Raw genomic sequence first — 20,176 nt, 5'->3', positions numbered from 1 at the left:
ACATTATTGCTCAACGCCGACCTATTGCTTTTCGATATTCAGAAGAAAGACTGTATATGTAACGTGGCAAATCATTTAGCGTTTTGCCGATTTCTTCCTTTTCTAAAAACCCTAGTAACCAAAGTTGTTCTGGGCGATAGTATGTCTCTGTTTTACTTCAATAATTCTCTTGTATGGTAATAAAAAAATAAATTTTATATTTTGTTAAAGGCAAATACATAATTACGTGTAAAGATTAAATTTGAATATAGAAAAATTATTTTTAGTTATATACTTCAACTTTTAGTTTTACTAAGGTACACACTAGCAATACATAAGTGTTACTTAGGGGTAAGAATACTACTTTTTATACAAAAATACAAAACTTAACAAAGACTGCATCAGAGAGTATTTTCCACGGGTATCCGCCCTTTGGTAGACTGTAAAACTGAAATCACCAGATGAAAAGTCGCAAAATCAAGCTATCGAGAGGGCAGACTCTGTGGAAAATACTCTTGGGTTAGAGATTATTGAGGTAGTTGAGCAAGCTGCGATCGCTTCTGCTCGTTGGATGGGTAAGGGCGAAAAGAATACTGCTGACCAAGTGGCTGTAGAAGCCATGCGGGAACGGATGAACAAAATTTACATGCGCGGTCGCATTGTGATTGGGGAAGGCGAACGCGATGATGCTCCCATGCTTTACATTGGAGAAGAAGTTGGTATCTGTAGCCGCCCGGATGCTAAAGATTTTTGTAACCCAGATGAATTAATTGAAATTGACATCGCTGTTGACCCTTGTGAGGGTACTAACCTTGTAGCGTATGGTCAACCAGGCTCAATGGCAGTGTTGGCAATTTCTGAAAAAGGTGGTTTGTTCGCCGCCCCAGACTTTTACATGAAGAAGCTAGCTGCTCCCCCAGCTGCCAAGGGTAAAGTAGACATTAACAAATCTGCCACTGAAAACCTAAAAATTCTATCTGAATGTCTAGACAGAGCAATCGATGAACTGGTTGTAGTGGTGATGAAGCGTGAACGCCACAACGACCTGATCAAAGAAATCCGGGAAGCAGGAGCAAGAGTCCAACTCATTTCTGATGGTGATGTAGGTGCAGCCTTATCCTGTGGTTTTGCTGGAACCAATATTCATGCTTTGATGGGTATTGGTGCGGCTCCCGAAGGTGTGATCTCTGCTGCGGCTATGCGCGCGTTGGGTGGACACTTCCAAGGTCAGTTAATCTATGATCCAGAAGTAGTCAAGACTGGTTTGATTGGCGAAAGCAAACAAGCTAACATCGAACGCTTGAAGTCTATGGGTATCGAAGATCCTGATAAAGTCTACGATGCTCATGAACTAGCATCCGGTGAAACCGTCTTGTTTGCCGCTTGTGGTATTACCTCTGGTAATCTTATGCAAGGCGTCCGCTTCTTCAAAGGAGGTGCTAGAACTCAAAGCTTGGTGATTTCCAACCAGTCGAAAACAGCTCGCTTTGTGGACACCATCCACATGTTTGAAGAACCCAAGGTATTGCAGTTGCACTAAGTTTGGATAGTGGTTAGTAGTTAGTGGTTAATACTACTAACTACTATCTACTCACTACTAACAACCGCTCGTTCCCCATTAGTAAAGACGATTTAGCAAATGAATATAGCAGTGGTGGGGTTAAGCCATAAAACAGCCCCAGTCGAAGTCCGGGAAAAGCTGAGCATTCCAGAACCACAGACCGAAAGCGCGATCGCACACCTGCTTAGCTACCCCCATATTGATGAAGTTGCCATCCTTAGCACTTGTAACCGTTTAGAAATTTACATTGTCACCGAAGAAAGTGAACAGGGTGTGCGAGAAGTGACACAATTCCTCTCGGAACACAGCAAAACACCTGTGACATCTCTAAGACAACACCTATTTGTTTTGCTCCATCAAGATGCTGTAATGCATTTGATGCGGGTTGCTGCTGGTCTAGATAGCTTGGTACTTGGTGAAGGTCAAATTCTTGCCCAGGTGAAAAACACCCATAAGCTGGGACAGCAATACAACGGTATAAAAACTATTTTGAATCGATTATTCAAACAAGCGATCACGGCTGGCAAGCGCGTACGTACTGAAACTAGCATTGGTACTGGTGCAGTTTCGATCAGTTCGGCGGCTGTGGAATTGGCCCAAATGAAGGTAGAAAATCTCGCAGCCTGCCGAGTGGCTATACTAGGTGCTGGCAAAATGTCGCGCTTGTTAGTGCAACACCTAGTTTCTAAAGGTGCTGTCAAAATTTGTATTTTAAATCGCTCTGTTGGTAGAGCAGAGCAATTAGCTAAGCTCTTCCCCGAACATAATATCCAAACTCATCCACTTTCGGAAATGATGAAAGTCATTTGCGAAAGTGATTTAGTATTTACAAGCACGTCTGCAACAGAACCAATTCTTGATCGTGCTAAATTAGAAATTGTGTTAGAAGCCAGCCGGGCATTGATGTTAATTGATATCTCCGTGCCACGCAACGTTCATGGAGATGTTAACGAACTGGCAAATGTCAAAGCGTTTAATGTTGATGATTTGAAAGCTGTGGTGGCCCAAAACCACGAAAGCCGTCGTAAGATGGCCCAGGAAGCCGAAGGGCTTTTAGAGGAAGAAGTAGAAGCTTTTGACGTCTGGTGGCGATCGCTAGAAACAGTAACAACAATTAGTTGTCTACGCAATAAAATCGAAACTATCCGAGAACAAGAACTAGAAAAAGCTTTATCCCGTTTAGGTTCAGAATTTGGCGAAAAACACCAAGAAGTCATCGAAGCTTTAACAAGAGGTATCGTTAACAAAATTTTACATGACCCAATGGTACAACTGCGAGCGCAGCAAGATGTCGAAGCAAGACGTCGTTGTATGCAGTCGCTACAAATGTTGTTTAACCTGGATGTAGGAGAGCAGTTTAGTTAGGGATCGGGGACAAGGGAGACAAGACAGACAAGGAAGATAAGGGAGAATTATTTAACAAGTCTCTTCCCAATGCTCAATACCCGATCCCCGTTCTCGATCCCCGATCCCCAATCCCAGTATGAACCGAATTTTTCGCGTCATTACACTTGTGTTAGGTTTGTGGCTATTGTTTGAATTAGCCTCACGCCTCATAGCAGAAATTCTGTGGTTTGATGAAGTTGGATATTTACAAGAATTTCTGTTGCGCTTACAGACACAAATAGGATTGTGGGCGATCGCTTTTTTGATCTCAATCAGTTTTTTGCTAGGTAATTTGGTTATAGCCAATCGCCTCAAGCACCCCTCTGGGAAGATGGGGAGGAGGTGGGGACGCGGGAATACGGAGAGTATGGATGAAAGATTCTCTGCTTCTTCCCCAGGTCTCCCTACCTCCGCGTCTTCTACTTTGAAGCTACGCTTACTCATCCCAGCAGTGGTGGGACTGAGTGCATTAGCAGGAGTGGTTCTGATTTACTACGTCCAGACAGCTTTTGACTTATGGTTTGTTAATATCAAACTCCCCACTTTATCTTGGCAATTACCACCCCTGTTGCAGTTTTTTTCACAACTTTTTCGTTCAGAAGAAATACGTTTATCTGCTGTCAATGCAGGTTTGTTAGTGTTTTTAACCATTGCAATTTTAATTACTCATCAGTTTTGGTTAAAAGCGATCGCCCTATTGATTAGCTTATTATTAGCTTTCTTGCTATCTGCACGTTGGGTTACAGTTTTACAATTTTTCCAAGCTACCAGTTTTAACAGTACAGACCCTCTTTTTAACCGAGATATTAGTTTTTATGTATTCTCCCTACCAATTTGGGAACTATTGAAATTTTGGTTATTAGGAATTTTTGTATACAGTCTTGCTTCCGTATCATTAATTTATCTGCGTTCGTCTAATAGTTTGAGTGAGGGATGGTTTCCTGGGTTTTCTGTACCACAGCGACTCCATTTAAATGCCTTAACAAGCTTGCTCATGCTGGCGGTAGGTTTACACTATTGGTTGTTACGCTACGAACTTTTATACTCCAAAAGTGGATTTAACTTTGGTGCTAGCTACACAGAGGTCAACGTACAGTTACCAATTTATACAGGACTGAGTGTCTTGGCTGTGGCGATCGCAGTTTACTTACTGTGGCGAATATATATTTTATCCAAACGCCAAAAAACCAGATTAAGACCGATTCCTTTTCCACGCCAATTAATCTACTTACTTGCATTGTATGTAGCACTCGCAGGGCTTTCTGGTGAAATTTTGCCCACAATTGTACAGCGCCTGGTTGTCCAACCTAACGAATTAGCCCAGGAAAGACCCTACATTGCCCGCACCATTGCCTTGACTCGCGAAGCATTTAACTTAAACGCTATTGATGCTGAAACTTTTGACCCGCAAGGTAAATTGACAGCAGCTGACTTAAAAGAAAATCAACAAACAATTGGTAATATCCGTTTGTGGGATAGCCGTCCCCTTCTACAAACCAACCGTCAGCTACAACAAATTCGACCATATTACAAATTCCCTGGTGCCGATATTGACCGCTATACCTTGTTGCGCGACATCGAAAAACAAACAACAGAATACCAACAAACTATTATTGCAGCGCGAGAACTAGATTACGGTGATGTTCCCCAGCAGGCACAGACTTGGATCAACAAACATCTTATTTATACTCACGGCTATGGATTTACACTTAGTCCAGTCAATGTTGTTGGCCCTGGTGGATTACCTTATTACTATGTCAAAGATATTGGTGTAGAAGACAGAGGTAGCCAAGGTTCATTGCAAATCACTACAGAAGAAATTCGTGCCAGCATTCCCATTAACCAACCACGTATTTATTACGGGGAAATTACTGATACTTACGTGATGACAGGGACAAAAACCCAAGAATTAGATTATCCCAGTGGTAACGAGAATGTCTATAACGTCTACGATGGGCGGGGCGGGATTTCTATCGGTGCGATGTGGCGGCGTTTCCTGTTTGCTCAGTATCTCAAAGATTGGCAAATGCTACTAACGCGCAATTTTACTTCTCAAACCAAGTTATTATTTCGCCGCACTATTCGAGATCGGGTACAGGCGATCGCGCCTTTTTTACGTTTTGACAGTGATCCGTATTTAGTGGCTGCAAGTGGAGGAGGGACAACTCTTACAGGTCAGCCTACAGACCTTTACTGGATAATTGACGCATATACTGTCAGCGATCGCTATCCCTATTCTGACCCTGGTAAAAATTCATTTAACTATATTCGTAATTCCGTCAAAATTGTTGTTGACGCTTACAACGGTACGGTTGATTTTTATGTAGCTGATCCCACAGATCCAGTAATTACTACTTTGGGGAAAATTTTCCCACAAATGCTCAAACCTCTGCAAACGATGCCAGTCGCACTCCGCAGTCACATCCGCTATCCAGGAGACTTTTTTAGAATTCAATCAGAACGCCTACTGACCTATCACATGACTGACCCGCAGGTATTTTACAACCGAGAAGACTTGTGGGAGATACCAACAGAAATTTATGGTAACGAACAGCGAACGGTAGAGCCTTATTATTTAATCATGAAGTTACCAAAAACAGAGACAGAAGAATTTATTTTACTGTTACCTTTTAAGCCTAACCAGCGTGCAAATTTAATTGCTTGGTTAGCAGCACGTTCTGATGGCGAGAACTACGGTAGATTATTACTATATGAATTTCCCAAACAATTGTTAGTTTATGGAACTCAACAAATCGAGGCATTAATTAACCAAGATCCGGTAATTTCTCAACAGATTTCTCTATGGAATCGTGAAGGTTCAAAAGCAGTTCAAGGAAATCTTTTAGTAATTCCTATTGAACAATCTCTTTTGTATGTTGAACCCTTATATTTGGAAGCAGAACAAAATAGCCTACCAACTTTTGTCGCAGTAATTATTGCTTACGAGAATCGAATTGTGATGGCAGAAACTCTAGAACAAGCATTAGCAGGGATCTTCCAGCCAGAACAACCAGCTGCGCCGACAATTATTCGCCCAGTGGAGTAAAGGCAAAAAGCAGCCAGTTGCCTTTTTAAGAAAGTTAGGTGTGTCGAGTGTTGGATGCGATCGCCCAATTTTTACCTCTAAATACTTAGTTCATGAAGTCGTAGGCAAAAAAGTTTAAAAACAAAACCCCAAAGCATAAGTGCTTTGAGGCTGCATAATTATATTCAGGGTCTTTATATGGGCTGACCCCATTTTATTACAAAAAGTAAACTACTATTTAGATTTACATCAAATTAGTTAAAAATTATAATATTTAATATTTTCTTAAGATTTTGATTTTAATATTTTCTTTAGATTGTTCACGATAACCGACACAAACATACCCCGGCTACAAACCGGGGCTTTTGTCCAAGTCAGCTATTGTAGTCTTGCTGTAGGCTGTCGCAACGGGGTAAGTGCTGTGAACGCATCAACATTACGTCAACTGTGGTCTTTGATTGAGAATACTCAAACTAATATTCTTTTAGAAGTTAATGATACGGAATTAATCCAGCAGTTGTTAAAGCAACTGGAAAACCAAAAACTACTCAGTAGTGAAGAAAGTAAAGTCATTCGTGCTTATATCAGTTCTAGGCTACCGTTAATTCGGGATCTTGCAATGTTACGCAGAAGCTGTACTTAAACTCAGTAAATAGTAAACAGTTATCAATTAGTAGCCGTTTACTGATAACTGATAACTGAATTTGTCTTTTACTCAATCTCCCGAACTTTGAGTTTGAGGAAGTGATTCTGATTTAACATACTTACCTGGCTGTTCCTTCGGTAATTACCTTCCACAGTCGATCACGCAGCATAGCGATAGTGGAAGGTTTAATGTTTAAGGACGAACGCCAGTTTTTTGCATATTTATGGTCTTTGAGGATATGCGCCTGAACGCAGAAATCACCATTTGCAGGTACAGAGAACATAACAGCCGCAACTGTACGTATGTTTTTTTAGCACCAATTCTAGATGATTGTATACTAAGACAAAAATCAATTCCAAGTCTTTGATTATTTGTATAAAAAAATACCTTAATGCGAATGGAATTTAGTGGCAGATAATCTAAAAAGTGTATCTTTTGTAAAACTTTTTTTGCCGGATACAATGAACCCAGATGTAATATTTAGTCTGTCGATTTATTATTTTGGGGACTAAGGACTAGGGAGATGGGGAGGTGTGGGAGTATGAGGAGAATAAATAGTGACCAATGACAAATGACTTTTGACCACTAACTACTAACCACGAACTACTAATAAATGACAATAAATTAGGACTATGGGCCATAGTGTGATGCAAAATCAAGATGAAATAACGGCTTTTGAGTCCCTTGATGTTGAGCTGCGTAACGTTTTTAAGTTTTTCGACCAAGAGCCAGCAGTGCATGGAATAGACTTGGATGTCAGACAGGGCGAATTCTTTAGTATTCTCGGTCCATCAGGTTGTGGTAAGACAACTACACTACGTTTAATAGCAGGGTTTGAAAAAGCTGATGCTGGTAAGATTTTGATCCAGGGTCAGTCTATGAGTAACGTTCCTCCCTATCGCCGACCAGTCAATACTGTATTTCAAAGTTACGCTTTGTTTAACCACTTGAATATATGGGATAACATCGCCTTTGGGTTACGGTTAAAAAGATTACCTAAAGCTGAAGTAGAAACAAGAGTTAAAGAAGCTTTAAAACTGGTGAAGATGGAAGGCTTGCGATCGCGCTTTCCCAGCCAACTTTCTGGCGGTCAACAACAACGTGTAGCATTGGCACGAGCATTAGTCAATCGTCCAGCAGTGTTGCTCTTAGATGAACCATTGGGGGCGTTAGATTTAAAGCTGCGTAAAGAAATGCAGGTGGAACTATCAAATTTACACAAAGAACTGGGCTTGACTTTTATTATGGTTACCCATGATCAAGAAGAAGCTCTATCTTTGAGCGATCGCATTGCCGTGATGAACCATGGCAGAATAGAGCAAATTGGTACACCCAGCGAAATTTACGAAAATCCCCGAACAGCATTTGTTGCTGATTTTATTGGTGATACAAATTTATTTACAGGCGAAATTACAGAAGTAAATACATCCACTGTAGAAGTGGTAACAAAAACAGGATTAAAAATCACAGTCTCTCGCTTTGTTGATACACCTGCTGAATTGTTACAAGCAGTAGTAGTAAGTGTGCGTCCAGAAAAAATTCAGCTTTCACTTTATAAACCTAGCGTCCAAGCTAATTGTTTTGAAGGGCGACTAGTGAACGTTATGTACTTAGGAACTCACGTTAACTATGTTGTTGAATTAAAAACAGATGTGTGTATCACCGTTATGCAACCTAATATTTTTGGCAGCTTACCAGATCCTAATATACCCATCTATGCTTGGTGGACAGAAAATGATTGTTTAGTAATTGGTCAATAGTTATTCTTTTAAAAAATGACTACCAGACGACTATTTATAAAAAATATAGTATTACTTTCTAGTTTATCTTTAGCTAGTTGTGGTTGGAGATTAGCTGAGGTTCGCGCTAATTCTAATAATACAGGTTCCCGTGACCAATTGGATATCTATACTTGGACACAGTATGTAGATCAAGAATTATTTAAAACTTTCAATGCGGAAACTGGCATCAAAGTACTTTCAGATGTGTATGATTCTAACGAAGTCATGCTTAATAAATTACAAGCTGGGGGTGGTGGAACTTATAGTGTAATTTACCCTTCTGATTACATGGTGCAAAAAATGGTAGAGAAGGGTTTATTAATCGAACTAAACCATCAACGTTTAACTGCTATAGATAATTTATTCCCGCACTTTCAAAATCCTAGTTATGATCCAAATAACCGTTATAGTCTTCCATTTAATTGGGGAACAACAGGCTTAATATATAATTCCGAAATCCTCAAAAATCCGCCTGAAGATTGGGAATATCTTTGGCAAAATCAACAGCAACTCAACAATAAAATCACTTTGTTAAATGATGTGAGAGAAGTGATGGGAGCAGTGTTGAAAATGCTGGGCTATTCCTATAATTCTAAGAACGAAACCGAAGTCAAACAAGCTTATGAAAAATTACAAGCTCTCAAAGGTGCGATCGCAGCTTTTGACACAGATGCTTGGCGAAATCAAATTGTAGCAGGAGATTTATTATTATCAATGTGTTATTCATCAGATGCGGTGAAAATCACTCAAGAAAATCCTAAATTTAAATATGTGGTTCCCAAAAGTGGTTCTTCACTCTGGACAGATACAGTAGTAATTCCAACAACAGCCCGAAATATTGATGGAGCTTATGCTTGGATAAATTTTATCTTTCAACCAGAAGTAGCAGCGCAAATTAGCCAACGTCTTTGGGTAACGACATCAAGCCGCGCGGCTTTTGAGTTATTACCGAATAAAATAAAAAACGATCCGAACGTATTTCCTCCAGATTCGATACTGGAAAAATGTGAACGCATCACACCTTTAGGAGAAATTGAAGAAGTATATGATCGCTATTGGACTGAATTAACAAGTGGATAAAAGCGGAAGAAAGTCTCAATTAAAAAATTTCATCACTAAGCATGAAAAACCTCACCCCTTACCCCTCTCCTTATTAAGGAGAGGGGTGTCCGATAGGACTAGGTGAGGTGAGTTTTAAGTCAGAAAGCAAAAATACAAATATTAATGCTTTACCCTTCATAACCGTGTCTACTCAAATTCCTTCTTCTCAAATAAATCCTACAGGCGGAATTCCCACAGTTCCTAAATGGCGTCCAAAGTTAACCTGGTTAGAACCTTTTGCATTACTTGCACCCGCAGGAATTTGGTTGCTATTGCTGCTAGTTTTGCCAACTCTGCTAATTTTAGAACTAAGTTTAGTACCTGGAATTCGACCAGGGGATTTAGTCATTCCTAGTGGTTTCGATAACTATATTCGGCTTTTTGATCCACTGTATCTGCGAGTGATGAGGCGATCGCTATCTTTTGCAGTTGGCACTACAGTGATATGTTTAGTCTTGGGTTTTCCTGTCGCTTATTGGATCGCACAAATAGCACCAAAGCGCTGGCGAAATTTGCTCTTAATCGCTTTTGTTTTGCCATTGTGGACTTCCTCTTTACTCCGCACTTATGCTTGGATTACGATTTTACGTCCCACTGGTTTACTGAACACAGTCTTAAATAGTGTGGGCTTACCACCTTTAGATTTACTCAATCGCAGTCCTGCTGTATTAATTGGTATGAGTTATAGTTTGCTGCCTTACATGGTGTTGATTTTATACGCATCTCTAGAAAAATTAGACAAACGTTTCTTAGAAGCAGCTGCTGACTTGGGTGCAAATCCTGTACAAGCTTTTTGGCAAGTCACCGTACCTCAAACTCTCACTGGTATAGCAGCAGCTTCTTTTTTAGTATTCATTACAGCTTTAGGAGATTTTATCAACCCAGAATTACTTGGTGGTGCTTCCAGTAGCACAGCAGCAAGGTTAGTTTATAACCAGTTCCTCGGTGCTACCCAAAATTGGGGATTTGGTTCAGCGCTGAGTATGGTATTAATTTTGGTTGTAAGTATTGCGATCGCAATGTTAATTAAATTGGGTGACATTACACCCAAGAGGTAATGGGGAGATGGGAAGTAAGTATTAATCAACCATTAACTACTAACTACTAGCAAATGACCAATGGCAATTGACAATTGATCATTAACTAATTTTTCTGTTTAGAAATCGACAGAGTATATGTATGCTCCCCATCAACTAATTCCCCAACGTACAATAAGTATTTACCAGCTTGCCAGAAACCAGAAATTTCTGGCTTGTCTCCAGAGTAATTATCTGGTAATACACAAAAACGCCCTCCTGGCCCTTCAATCAATAAAGTTGGTTTGCCATCACTTGTGACTGCTAATTTCAAATAAGGCAATGGCTTTGTAACTTGAATAATTTGATTTGGTGTAGCTGAAATTTTACCACAATCACTAGATTTTGGGCCGCCAGACTTACCATTTAGAACCATTGGATCTGGTTGAAAATCAGGATTTATGGTGACGGTTTCTGCCATAACAGATTTAGCATTTGTGAGTAGCAAGCTTGCTGTCAAAGCCAAAACCGATGCAATATTAAATAATCTACATGTCTTCATATTGATGATTTTATTTACTCTTGATTAATTCAAGAGCGATAGTTATACATAATATTCTGACATTTCTAGACGACCGCAAATTCACTTTTGTTCCACAACTTAGCTTGTATAAAATTTAAACAGTTACTTAAATACAAGTAGTGGAAAAAGACATACCATAACTGACGGTGGCAATAATTAGATGATTAAAAATTAAGTAAAAAGCTTAAATAATATTAGCTTCGTAACTTTTAACTGATAATAAGTCTTTTCCTTTCTGCCACCTGTCCTCGGATCAAGGCAATAACATTCGCTAAAATCACTAAGACAACAGTTAACTATCGGATATATTTGGACTGTTGTTGAATAAGTTTGCTAACCGAGGTAAAACAATATGAATCCTCAACCTGATGAAGACTTACAGCAACGTCTCCGCAAACTGGAGGCAGAAATTGATTCGTCTTCTGGGGAAAAAACCAAATCACAACAAGTTGAGCAGTCGTCTGTGCCTAATTTTTCCAGTGTAAATTCACAATTACAGCAACTGTCGAATTGGTTTAATAGCCTATCTGGGACGGGAAAGGTAGTTGCTGGGAGTGTCGGCGTTTTATTAGGCTTGGCGGTTGTGCAAGCAGTGTTTAAATTTGTTACTTCTGCAATTAGTTTGGCACTCTTAGCAGGACTAGTTTACTTTGGATACAAATTTATTGTGTCTAGTAGTTCGCGACGCAATCGATAGTATATTTTGACACGCCTGGAGTGGCATATACATATATAAAAGTTCAAGGGAAATATTGCGATGGCAACCCCAACTGTGAGGAGAAGTAATGATCAATCTAGTTCCAGTCAATCTAATCAACCAGGTAAACCCAAAGCACTGCCTCTATCTACTAGGCGTGTAGCTGCTTGGGCGACGGAAATGACGCTACTAGTAATTAGTGGCTTAATTCCTTTCAGCCTTGGTGCATATCTTAATACTAGAACTGATCTCAACCGAGTGCCACTAAATCCTGTATTGATTGTAACAGAAAGAGAAATCGCTCGTCCCCTAGCTCTGCCTGTGAGCTACGGCACTCGTAACGTTGCATGGCCAACAAATTTTTTGTGGACAGTAGCTATACTAGCGCCTCTGACACTTTCTGGTTGGCAATTGCTTTTACTAGCGAAAACAGGCAGCACCCTGCCAAAACGCTGGTTTGGTGTTCGGGTTGTCAACTCTCAAGGCAAACCCCCTGGTTTAGGGGCTGTTTTACTGCGAGAAGGTGTTGGGCGTTGGACATTGAGTTTGTCTGTAGCTTACATGCTCTGGCGCAACAGCCCAACTTTTCCTAACTTAGGTGTTTTCACTTTCCTGTCTGGTTTAATAATGCTCTTAGAAGCTAGGGGCTTACCATTACGACAAAGGCGCGCAATCCATGACATTATTGCAGGTACTTACACCATAGACGCGAATCAACCGTTTACACCTTCCCAGCTAAAAAACCAAAAGCAGACGCAGTGGACAGAAGCAGCAGACGAAGACGCAGCCATTGCCTCAGTTGTGATCACACCATCAGAAACCACTCAACCACCTGCCCATCCGTGGGAATGGTTGCGGCGTAATCCAAGTATAACCCTGCTAGCGATCGCACTGTTGAGTATGGCTGGTGTATTGACAACTCTAGTCGGTACTCAAATATACATCCAAACTCAGCAAAATCGCCGGGTTTTAGAGCAGCGCAACAGCCAACAGTTCCTAGCTCTTGTCAAACAATTAAGTCCTAACTCTGGCGTCAGCAATGAAGAGCGCCGTAGTGCGATTCTGGCAATGGGTACTCTCAATGACCCACAAGCTACCAAATATCTTGTAGAACTTTTAGCCAAAGAAACTGACCCCAGTCAACTCGAAACAATACAGCAGGCTCTGACAAACATTGGTCTGTCAGCCATCCCTGATTTAAAACGCATGAATCAGTCCTTAGCTGAGGATTTGGAATCAACAAGCAACCCATCTCCAGAGCGGGAATTGCGACAGAAGCGCTTGCAGAGCAATCAGCAGGCGATCAATAAGATTATTGCAGTTAATAGCGCTAAAGTTAATGACCTCGACCTCAGCCGTACTCAATTATTCCAAAACGGTGCAGCAAATAGCCCCATATTCAACTTGGCACTAGATAAAGTTGATTTATCAGGAATCAATTTCAAAGGAGCGAATCTATCCTTTGCTAGTTTGAGGGGTAGTAGCTTCCGGGGAGTAGGTGAGGATAGACGTTGGGATACTTTCGATGATTGGATTGCAGATTTGAGTGGCGCTCAGTTTAAACAAGCCGATCTGCGCGATACAAATCTCAGTCGTGTCTTGATGGTGCGTACAGACTTCAGCCGCGCTAACCTCAAGGGAGCAAACTTAACTAACGCACGTTTAGTTAGTGCCAACTTGAGCAGCGTCCAGTTAATGGGAGCCGATTTACGTGGTGCTGTTTTAGAAAATGCTAGCCTTACCGGGGCAGATTTGAGTGAAGCTATATTTAACGACGCTGACTTATATGCTGCTCGCCTGGGTCGTGTCATTGCGATCGGTACACAATTACCCTTTGCCAACTTAAGTAAAACCGATTGGCAAGCAGCAGATTTATCAGGAGCAAATTTGCAGCGTGCGGATCTAAGCAATGCTAATCTCAGCGCAACTCGCTTGACAAATACTAATTTGCGCTCTGCTAACCTGACAGGTGTCAACTTCCGCAACGCCGATTTGAGTCTTGCAGATTTACGCGGAGCAAATCTCACAGAAGCTGATTTTCAAGGTGCTATTCTCTTCCCTGCTAAACAAGATCCAGCCGATCAATTTGTGCAAACTCCATCAACAGGTTCACAATCTGCTGTAGTCAAAGGAGTGGATTTTAGCCAAGCAAAAAATTTAGATACCAAGCAATTGGCTTACATTTGTACTCAAGGTGGTATTCATCCGCGTTGTCCGTAAGGTGGGGAGTGTGAGGACAAGGAAGACAAGGGGGACAAGAAAGAAATTACCTATTTCCTGTTCCCTGTTCAGAGTTCTCTGTTCCCAATGACAAATGGACACCAACCACTAACCACCAACAACCAACGAAATCAGTGTGAGGAGAGTCGGCAAATGAAGCGTCTTAAATATTTAATATCCGTACTTTTGGCTAATTCACTTTTGAGTTTGAGCCAATTTAGTCAGCCAGCCCATGCTCAAGCAGCTTATGGTAGTTACGTCGGTGTTGGACCCGCTGTTGGTTTTGCGGATGGGACTCAAATTGGTGGGGTTGTAGCCTTTCGTTACAAACTTTTGGAAACACCAGTTTCTTTCCGCGCTCAAGCTTTTTTAGCTAATAACATAGCGATTGTACCAACTGTTTCTTATGATTTTCCCCTTAACTGGCAAACTGATGCTTATATAGGAGGTGGGCTAATTTTTGCTGGTGGTGATACGCCTTCACCAGTTGGTAATAAAATTAGCTTTGCTTTGCAACCAGGTATTGATTATGTTGTACCTAATAGCAATACTGTGTTGTTTGGTAATGCCATTATTGGCTTTGACGCTTTGCGTGATGGCGGTACAACTTTCTCCTTACAAGGTGGTGTTGGTTTGAGATTTTGATTTGCTTGGTGTCTTTGTGACTTGGTGGTGAATACAATGATTTTTGAACCACAAAGACACTAAGACACTTAAGATTTATTTAGCGATCGCAAATCATTTCCAGAAGCATCCCCTTTGTCAAAACTACAAAATTTTTGTCAGAATCAGGAAATAAGGACATAGTTGATGGTTCCAAATCAGTTAACAGTAACTAATAAAATTTGATAACTGATAACTGTTAACTGATAACTGATAACTGATATTAGGATTGACAAATTATGTTCAGAAATTTGGGATGGGTATCAAACGATAATTTTGCTCCCGATAATTCGCGATCGCCACAAAACAACCCAAAAGCTGATGAACAACTTCTTGATGCTTATTCCCAGGCTGTCATCAATGTAGTGGAAAAAGTTAGTCCTACGGTTGTTAATATTGATGTGAAAAAATGGCTGACGGGACGTAGCCGCAGTTATCAACCGTTTACACAAGAGGTACGTGGTAATGGTTCTGGATTTATTTTCACTCAAGATGGCTACATTCTCACCAACAGTCATGTCATACACGGTGCATCAAAAATTCAGGTAACACTGTCTGATGGTCGCAGTTACGATGCTGAAATGATTGGGGATGATCCGGATACGGATTTGGCTGTGATTAGAATTTATGCGCCCAATTTAGTAGCTGCGCGTTTTGGTGATTCTCAAGCATTGAAAGTCGGTCAGTTGGCGATCGCGATCGGTCATCCCTACGGTTTCCAGACTACTGTTACAACTGGAGTGATTAGCGCATTAGGACGTTCTTTCCAATCCCGATCTGGTAAGCTGATTGAAAATATTATCCAAACTGACGCTGCTTTAAATCCTGGTAATTCAGGCGGACCGTTAGTTACATCCCACGCTGAAGTGATTGGTATAAATACTGCTATTGTGATGGCAGCACAAGGGATTTGTTTTGCCGTACCTATCAACACAGCCAAAATGGTCATCCCGACTTTAATGAGGTATGGTCAAGTTCGACGTGGTTACATTGGTATTGGTGGACAAAATGTGCAAATTTCCCGCCGGATCATGTTATTCAACGAATTGGCTGTGGATACAGGCATTTTTGTTATGCACGTTGAACCAAACAGTCCGGCTAAAAAAGCTGGTTTACTGCAAGGGGATGTGATCGTTGGTTTTAATAATTTACCGCTGGGTGGAATTGAAGACTTGCAGAAGTTTTTAACACCAGAACGTGTCGGAGTGCGATCGCAACTGACTATTTTGCGTAACAATCGCAAGCTAGTAATAGATATCATCCCAGAAGAATCAGCTAGAGGCTAATAGTTAAAGTTATTGGTCTATCGCAAAAGCTTTGAGAGGTTTGTAGTCAGCAGGAAGCGTGCTTCAATATTAGAGAACTAAAGTCCTCACTACAAACGCAATTAAATCTCATAATTAATGCGATAGACCACTATTAACTTCTACATCGGTGTTTATCGGTGTGTATCGGTGGTCGATTTATCAAAAATATTGGTCATAGCTTTAATTTTCATCAGGTATGAAACAAACCTGTTGTCACCTCCTCTAATACTTTCAGTCCCTGCAAAGCACCTCGAATAAGTCTGGTTGCAGCAATGGGTTGTTTTAGCATTGCTACAGCCAAAGATAAAGGCTGAAGGGAACCATCAGAATTCAGTGTGGAATTGAGGTTTGGTAAATTGCGATCGCATCCATCACTTACAACCCGCACCATTGCTACTGCTATCCCAGTTGAGTTGAAAAATTTCAGCACGGCATATCCTTCCATGTCCACAACATCGGCTGCTAACATTTGACCAAGCTGGCGTTTTTCTTTACTCAACCAAATCATGCGATCGCTTGTTAATGCTTTGACAACAGCAGCCTGAGGGAGACACTGCTGCAAACATCCTGTCAAAGTTGCATCGCACTTATACACCAAAGTATCACCAGTATTTTCCTGATAAATGCAATCTGCATACACTACAACGTCCCCTACTTTATACTGGGGTTGGAGACTGCCACACAAACCCATTACCAATACTCTTGGTTGGGGATGATTCAGGATATTTTTTAAACCTTGACTTTTTTGCAAATATGTGTATACAGCCTCTCCTGCCATAGGTATGGGTATTACAGACGGTGTAGAGCTAATGATGCGGCTTAAGCCTCGGCACACAGCTTGGTACTCTGCACCTTGACAGACTAGGATTGTTTGGATAGTTGTTGAATGAAACACTTTTATAAAAATTAGGAAACTAAGGGCAACAAAAGAGGAATTTTGCTTTTTTAGTATGGCTGCGTAAAATCGTAGCGTTTTTATTTTTAAACGCAAAGAAACGCAGAGTTTTTCTATGGAAAATTAGCTACCAGCGAATTTGATATAACGTCTAATCGTATGCCTGTGTGATTAAACTTAAGATCAGCAGTCAGCAAAAATCTCAGTCATCATGGTAAAACCTCATCACTCTAAGTCTCTCCGTGAGCGCTTCAATATTTCTAAATTAGCGATTCAGCATCCCCGACTGACGGTGAGTTTTTGGTTAGCTGTGATGATAGCGGGAATACTTGCTTTTAGTTCCCTCAAGTATGCTTTGTTTCCAGATATTACTTTTCCTGTAGTAGTGGTAAATGCTACAGCTCCACTTTCGACAGCTTTAGATACGGAAGCAAAGCTCACTCAACCCATAGAACAGCGCCTCAATTCTTTAGAAGGACTTGATAAAATCCGCTCTTCTACATATCCTGGACAAACAGTTGTGAGTTTGTCTTTTTTTGTTGGTACTAACCTAGAAAAGTCTACGGCAAAGGTAGAAACAGAACTCAAACAAGCATCTCTACCTGAGGGTTCCTCTTTTAAGATTATTCCGATTAGATTGAATGAGTCTGGTGCTGTTAGTTACGCCATTGAGAGTCAGTCGCGAAATTTAACAGAGCTGACAAAGTTAACTAACGAGCAAATTATACCTGCGATCGCCAAACAGCCAGGAGTGTTAAGAGTAGATTTATTAGGCGCTGCTGCTACCCAACAAGGAGCAACATTAGTCAGATTCAATGGCAAAGATGCGCTCGCTGTTCAGGTAATTAAACGTGGTGATGCGAACACTTTGGAAGTGGTTTCTCGAGTAGAGAACCAGGTGCAACAGCTACGTTCTACGTTGGGTGATGTTCAACTCACCCTAGCTGCTACGCAAGCAGAGTACATCCGCAAAGCCACCGATGCCACTATTGATGCTTTAATTGAAGCCATAATTTTGGCGGTAATCGTGATTTTTCCGTTTTTGTGGAATTGGCGAGCGACTGCAATTTCTGCACTGGCAATTCCTATATCTTTGTTAGCAACTTTTATTGTCATGGCCTTGTTTGGCTTCAACCTCGAGACAATTACACTATTGGCTCTAGCTTTGGTGATTGGCAGTATTGTTGATGATGCGATCGTTGATGTCGAAAATATTATGCGGCACGTCGAGGACGGAGAACACCCCCGACAAGCTGCCTTTTTAGCTACTGATGAGATTGGGCTGACAGTCACAGCAGCAACTTTTACAGCAGTCGCCGTGTTTCTACCTATAGGCTTGATGGGTGGAGTAATTGGTCAATTTTTTAAACCCTTTGGCATCACTGTTTCCGCAGCAATGCTAGCTTCTTTGCTAGTTGCCCGGACTTTATCGCCAGTTTTGGCTATTTACTGGCTCAAACCCAAGCCTCCAGGTTCTAGATGTCGCCAAGGAAGGAGATGGTTGAGTTTTGCCCAATATTACCAGAATTTGCTGGGTTGGTCGCTGAATCATCGTGCCATAGTCATCGGTTTAGCTGTGCTGAGTTTTGTAGCGGGTATAGCTTTGATTCCACTAGTTCCCAAAGGGTTTATACCGAAGTTAGAACGGGGGGAATTTAATATAGTTTATACAACTGCCTTACCAAATTTCGCAGAGTTAGGACAGGGAGCAGAGGACACAGTAAATTTTGTTCCAGAATTTTCCCCATCTCCAGGTCTACCTGTTTCTGATTCTGTCTCATCTCTTTTCCCTGATGAATCTCCAATCACAACTATCTTGAATAAATCTGCTGAGGTAGGTAAGAAACTGGAGGAGGTAGTGAGAAAATCACCAACAGTCGAAACAGTATTTACTGTTGCAGGTACGCGTGAGGGACAACCGAACAAAGGCAAACTTTACGTCAAACTTAAAAGCGATCGCAACATCAAAACCTCAGAATTACAAGATCAGTTTCGTGCCTCTTTGCCTAAACTTGAGGGTGTAAGTATTAGTGTTGAAGACATCCAGTTTGTTGATTCTGGCGCGCAAAAACCTTTAGAAGTAGCATTACAGGGTAATGACCTCAACACCCTCAGTCAAACCGCCGAGACAATCAAACAACGTCTGCAAAAATTGCCGGGGTTTGCTGATATTACAGTCAAAGGTACAACAAATGCCCAAGATCAAGTCTCGCAAATCGAACGTTTGAATAATCAACGGGTCGCTTATATTAGCGCCAATCTCGGTCAGAATTTACCCCTAGGTGATGCTACTGATAAATTAGTATCTGAAGCTCAGGCTGTGATACCTGCTGGTGTGACTTTGAATTTAGGAGGTGACTCTGAACGCAGTGGTGAAGTTTTCGCCAGTTTCGGCACTACTCTGGCGTTATCGGCATTGTGTATTATTCTTGTACTCATTGCCCTGTTCCACAGCTGGGTAGATCCGGTGGTGATTTGTATTTCTTTGCCTTTAGCACTAGTAGGGGCAATGTTGGCGCTGGTAGTTACTAAAAGTGACTTTGGCATGATTTCGCTGATTGGCTTTGTGTTTTTGCTGGGGCTGGCTAACAAAAATGCAATTCTGCTTGTGGATTGTATTAATCAGTTGCGAGATGGCGGCTTAAGCCAGAAAGAGGCTATTCTCCAAGCCGGACCAATACGCCTGCGCCCGATTATGATGACAACTGTTTCGACAATTTTAGGTATGCTTCCCATCGCCTTGGGTTTGGGAGCAGGTTCGGAATTGCGATCGCCTATGGCTGTTGCTATTGCTGGTGGGTTAGTAAGTTCCACCATCTTGAGTTTAATTGTTGTCCCAGTCGTATACGCCGTTCTTGATGATTGGTTTCCCAGACGCAGTGACACCAAACCCAGAGGATAGACTGATATGATTCCGCTTAAACAGTTATATTATCCGTTGGGGTCGGTAATTGGTAATGGGTAATTGGTAATTGGTGATCATTGATTATTTTTTCACTATGCCCAATAACGCCAGGTGACGCCATGTGCTACAACTGTTGGAACCCCCAAGGGCGTAGTGGCTGCTTGATGCCGGGAAAGGAGTCCATCGCACTGACTCCTCAATGCCCAAGCTTTATATCGTAAGCAATTAATCGGGCATCATAATGATAACTGACGCCTAATGTGAATTAAAACTATGGCAAAAATCTTGTTTTTGAAATCGTAGACGCCCCAAGGGCGGCTTCCCGTAGGGTACACCGATGCATACCGATAATCTATCTGTGTTCATCTGTGTTCATCGGTGTTCGTTAACCAAAATCAAACTCTGGACAAT

At 41.3% G+C, this 20,176-nt stretch carries 14 protein-coding genes; 12 read left to right on the top strand and 2 right to left on the bottom strand.

The features are described from left to right. Positions 1 to 481: 481 nt before the first annotated feature. The 7 genes from glpX (at position 482) to UYK_RS0123555 (ending at position 10,537) form a co-directional block, all read left to right on the top strand. A complete protein-coding gene (gene glpX / locus UYK_RS0123585; RefSeq protein WP_009456466.1) occupies positions 482 to 1,519 on the top strand; it encodes a class II fructose-bisphosphatase in 1,038 nt (345 codons plus the stop codon). A gap of 99 nt (positions 1,520 to 1,618) precedes the next feature. Further along, a complete protein-coding gene (locus UYK_RS0123580; protein ID WP_009456468.1) occupies positions 1,619 to 2,905 on the top strand; it encodes a glutamyl-tRNA reductase in 1,287 nt (428 codons plus the stop codon). A gap of 118 nt (positions 2,906 to 3,023) precedes the next feature. Further along, positions 3,024 to 5,972 carry a UPF0182 family protein gene (locus UYK_RS0123575; RefSeq protein ID WP_009456470.1) on the top strand — a complete coding sequence of 983 codons (2,949 nt, stop codon included), beginning with the start codon at positions 3,024 to 3,026 and terminating at the stop codon, positions 5,970 to 5,972. Positions 5,973 to 6,372: 400 nt separating this feature from the next. After that, on the top strand, positions 6,373 to 6,594 hold the full coding sequence (locus UYK_RS0123570; protein WP_016872269.1) for a hypothetical protein: 222 nt from the start codon (positions 6,373 to 6,375) through the stop codon (positions 6,592 to 6,594). A 635-nt stretch (positions 6,595 to 7,229) separates the two neighbouring features. Continuing rightward, on the top strand, positions 7,230 to 8,357 hold the full coding sequence (locus tag UYK_RS0123565) for an ABC transporter ATP-binding protein (protein WP_016872268.1): 1,128 nt from the start codon (positions 7,230 to 7,232) through the stop codon (positions 8,355 to 8,357). 15 nt (positions 8,358 to 8,372) lie between these two features. Beyond that, positions 8,373 to 9,458: a polyamine ABC transporter substrate-binding protein gene (locus tag UYK_RS0123560; RefSeq protein WP_009456475.1), complete on the top strand. Its 1,086-nt coding sequence runs from the start codon at positions 8,373 to 8,375 to the stop codon at positions 9,456 to 9,458. 164 nt (positions 9,459 to 9,622) lie between these two features. After that, complete coding sequence (locus tag UYK_RS0123555) at positions 9,623 to 10,537, top strand: ABC transporter permease (RefSeq protein ID WP_016872267.1); 915 nt, start codon at positions 9,623 to 9,625, stop codon at positions 10,535 to 10,537. 85 nt (positions 10,538 to 10,622) lie between these two features. On the opposite strand, the gene UYK_RS0123550 is transcribed toward UYK_RS0123555, so the two are convergent. Continuing rightward, complete coding sequence (locus UYK_RS0123550) at positions 10,623 to 11,057, bottom strand: hypothetical protein (protein WP_009456477.1); 435 nt, start codon at positions 11,055 to 11,057, stop codon at positions 10,623 to 10,625. A 373-nt stretch (positions 11,058 to 11,430) separates the two neighbouring features. On the opposite strand from UYK_RS0123550, the gene UYK_RS0123545 reads away from it, so the two are divergent. The 4 genes from UYK_RS0123545 (at position 11,431) to UYK_RS0123530 (ending at position 15,944) form a co-directional block, all read left to right on the top strand. Continuing rightward, positions 11,431 to 11,775 (top strand): hypothetical protein, encoded by a 345-nt coding sequence (locus tag UYK_RS0123545; RefSeq protein ID WP_009456479.1) that lies wholly within the window; start codon positions 11,431 to 11,433, stop codon positions 11,773 to 11,775. Between the two features lie 60 nt (positions 11,776 to 11,835). After that, entirely contained in the window at positions 11,836 to 13,995 is a 2,160-nt protein-coding gene (locus UYK_RS0123540; protein WP_009456481.1) for a pentapeptide repeat-containing protein, read from the top strand. Positions 13,996 to 14,148: 153 nt separating this feature from the next. Then, positions 14,149 to 14,640: a hypothetical protein gene (locus tag UYK_RS0123535; protein WP_026086576.1), complete on the top strand. Its 492-nt coding sequence runs from the start codon at positions 14,149 to 14,151 to the stop codon at positions 14,638 to 14,640. A gap of 257 nt (positions 14,641 to 14,897) precedes the next feature. Further along, positions 14,898 to 15,944: a S1C family serine protease gene (locus tag UYK_RS0123530; protein ID WP_009456486.1), complete on the top strand. Its 1,047-nt coding sequence runs from the start codon at positions 14,898 to 14,900 to the stop codon at positions 15,942 to 15,944. A 211-nt stretch (positions 15,945 to 16,155) separates the two neighbouring features. Here UYK_RS0123530 and UYK_RS0123525 read toward each other — a convergent pair whose 3' ends face one another. After that, positions 16,156 to 16,860 (bottom strand): 5'-methylthioadenosine/S-adenosylhomocysteine nucleosidase family protein, encoded by a 705-nt coding sequence (locus UYK_RS0123525; protein WP_026086575.1) that lies wholly within the window; start codon positions 16,858 to 16,860, stop codon positions 16,156 to 16,158. 211 nt (positions 16,861 to 17,071) lie between these two features. Here UYK_RS0123525 and UYK_RS0123520 point away from each other — a divergent pair, with 211 nt between their 5' ends. Continuing rightward, positions 17,072 to 19,762, top strand: coding sequence for an efflux RND transporter permease subunit (locus UYK_RS0123520; protein WP_016872264.1), 2,691 nt, complete (start codon positions 17,072 to 17,074; stop codon positions 19,760 to 19,762). Positions 19,763 to 20,176: the final 414 nt, after the last annotated feature.

The sequence above is a fragment of the Fischerella thermalis PCC 7521 genome (genome assembly GCF_000317225.1).
GTDB classification, from domain to species: Bacteria; Cyanobacteriota; Cyanobacteriia; order Cyanobacteriales; family Nostocaceae; genus Fischerella; species Fischerella thermalis.
The sequence above is the reverse complement of the archived record's forward strand: the minus strand, read 5'-3'. Positions and strand labels throughout refer to the sequence as shown.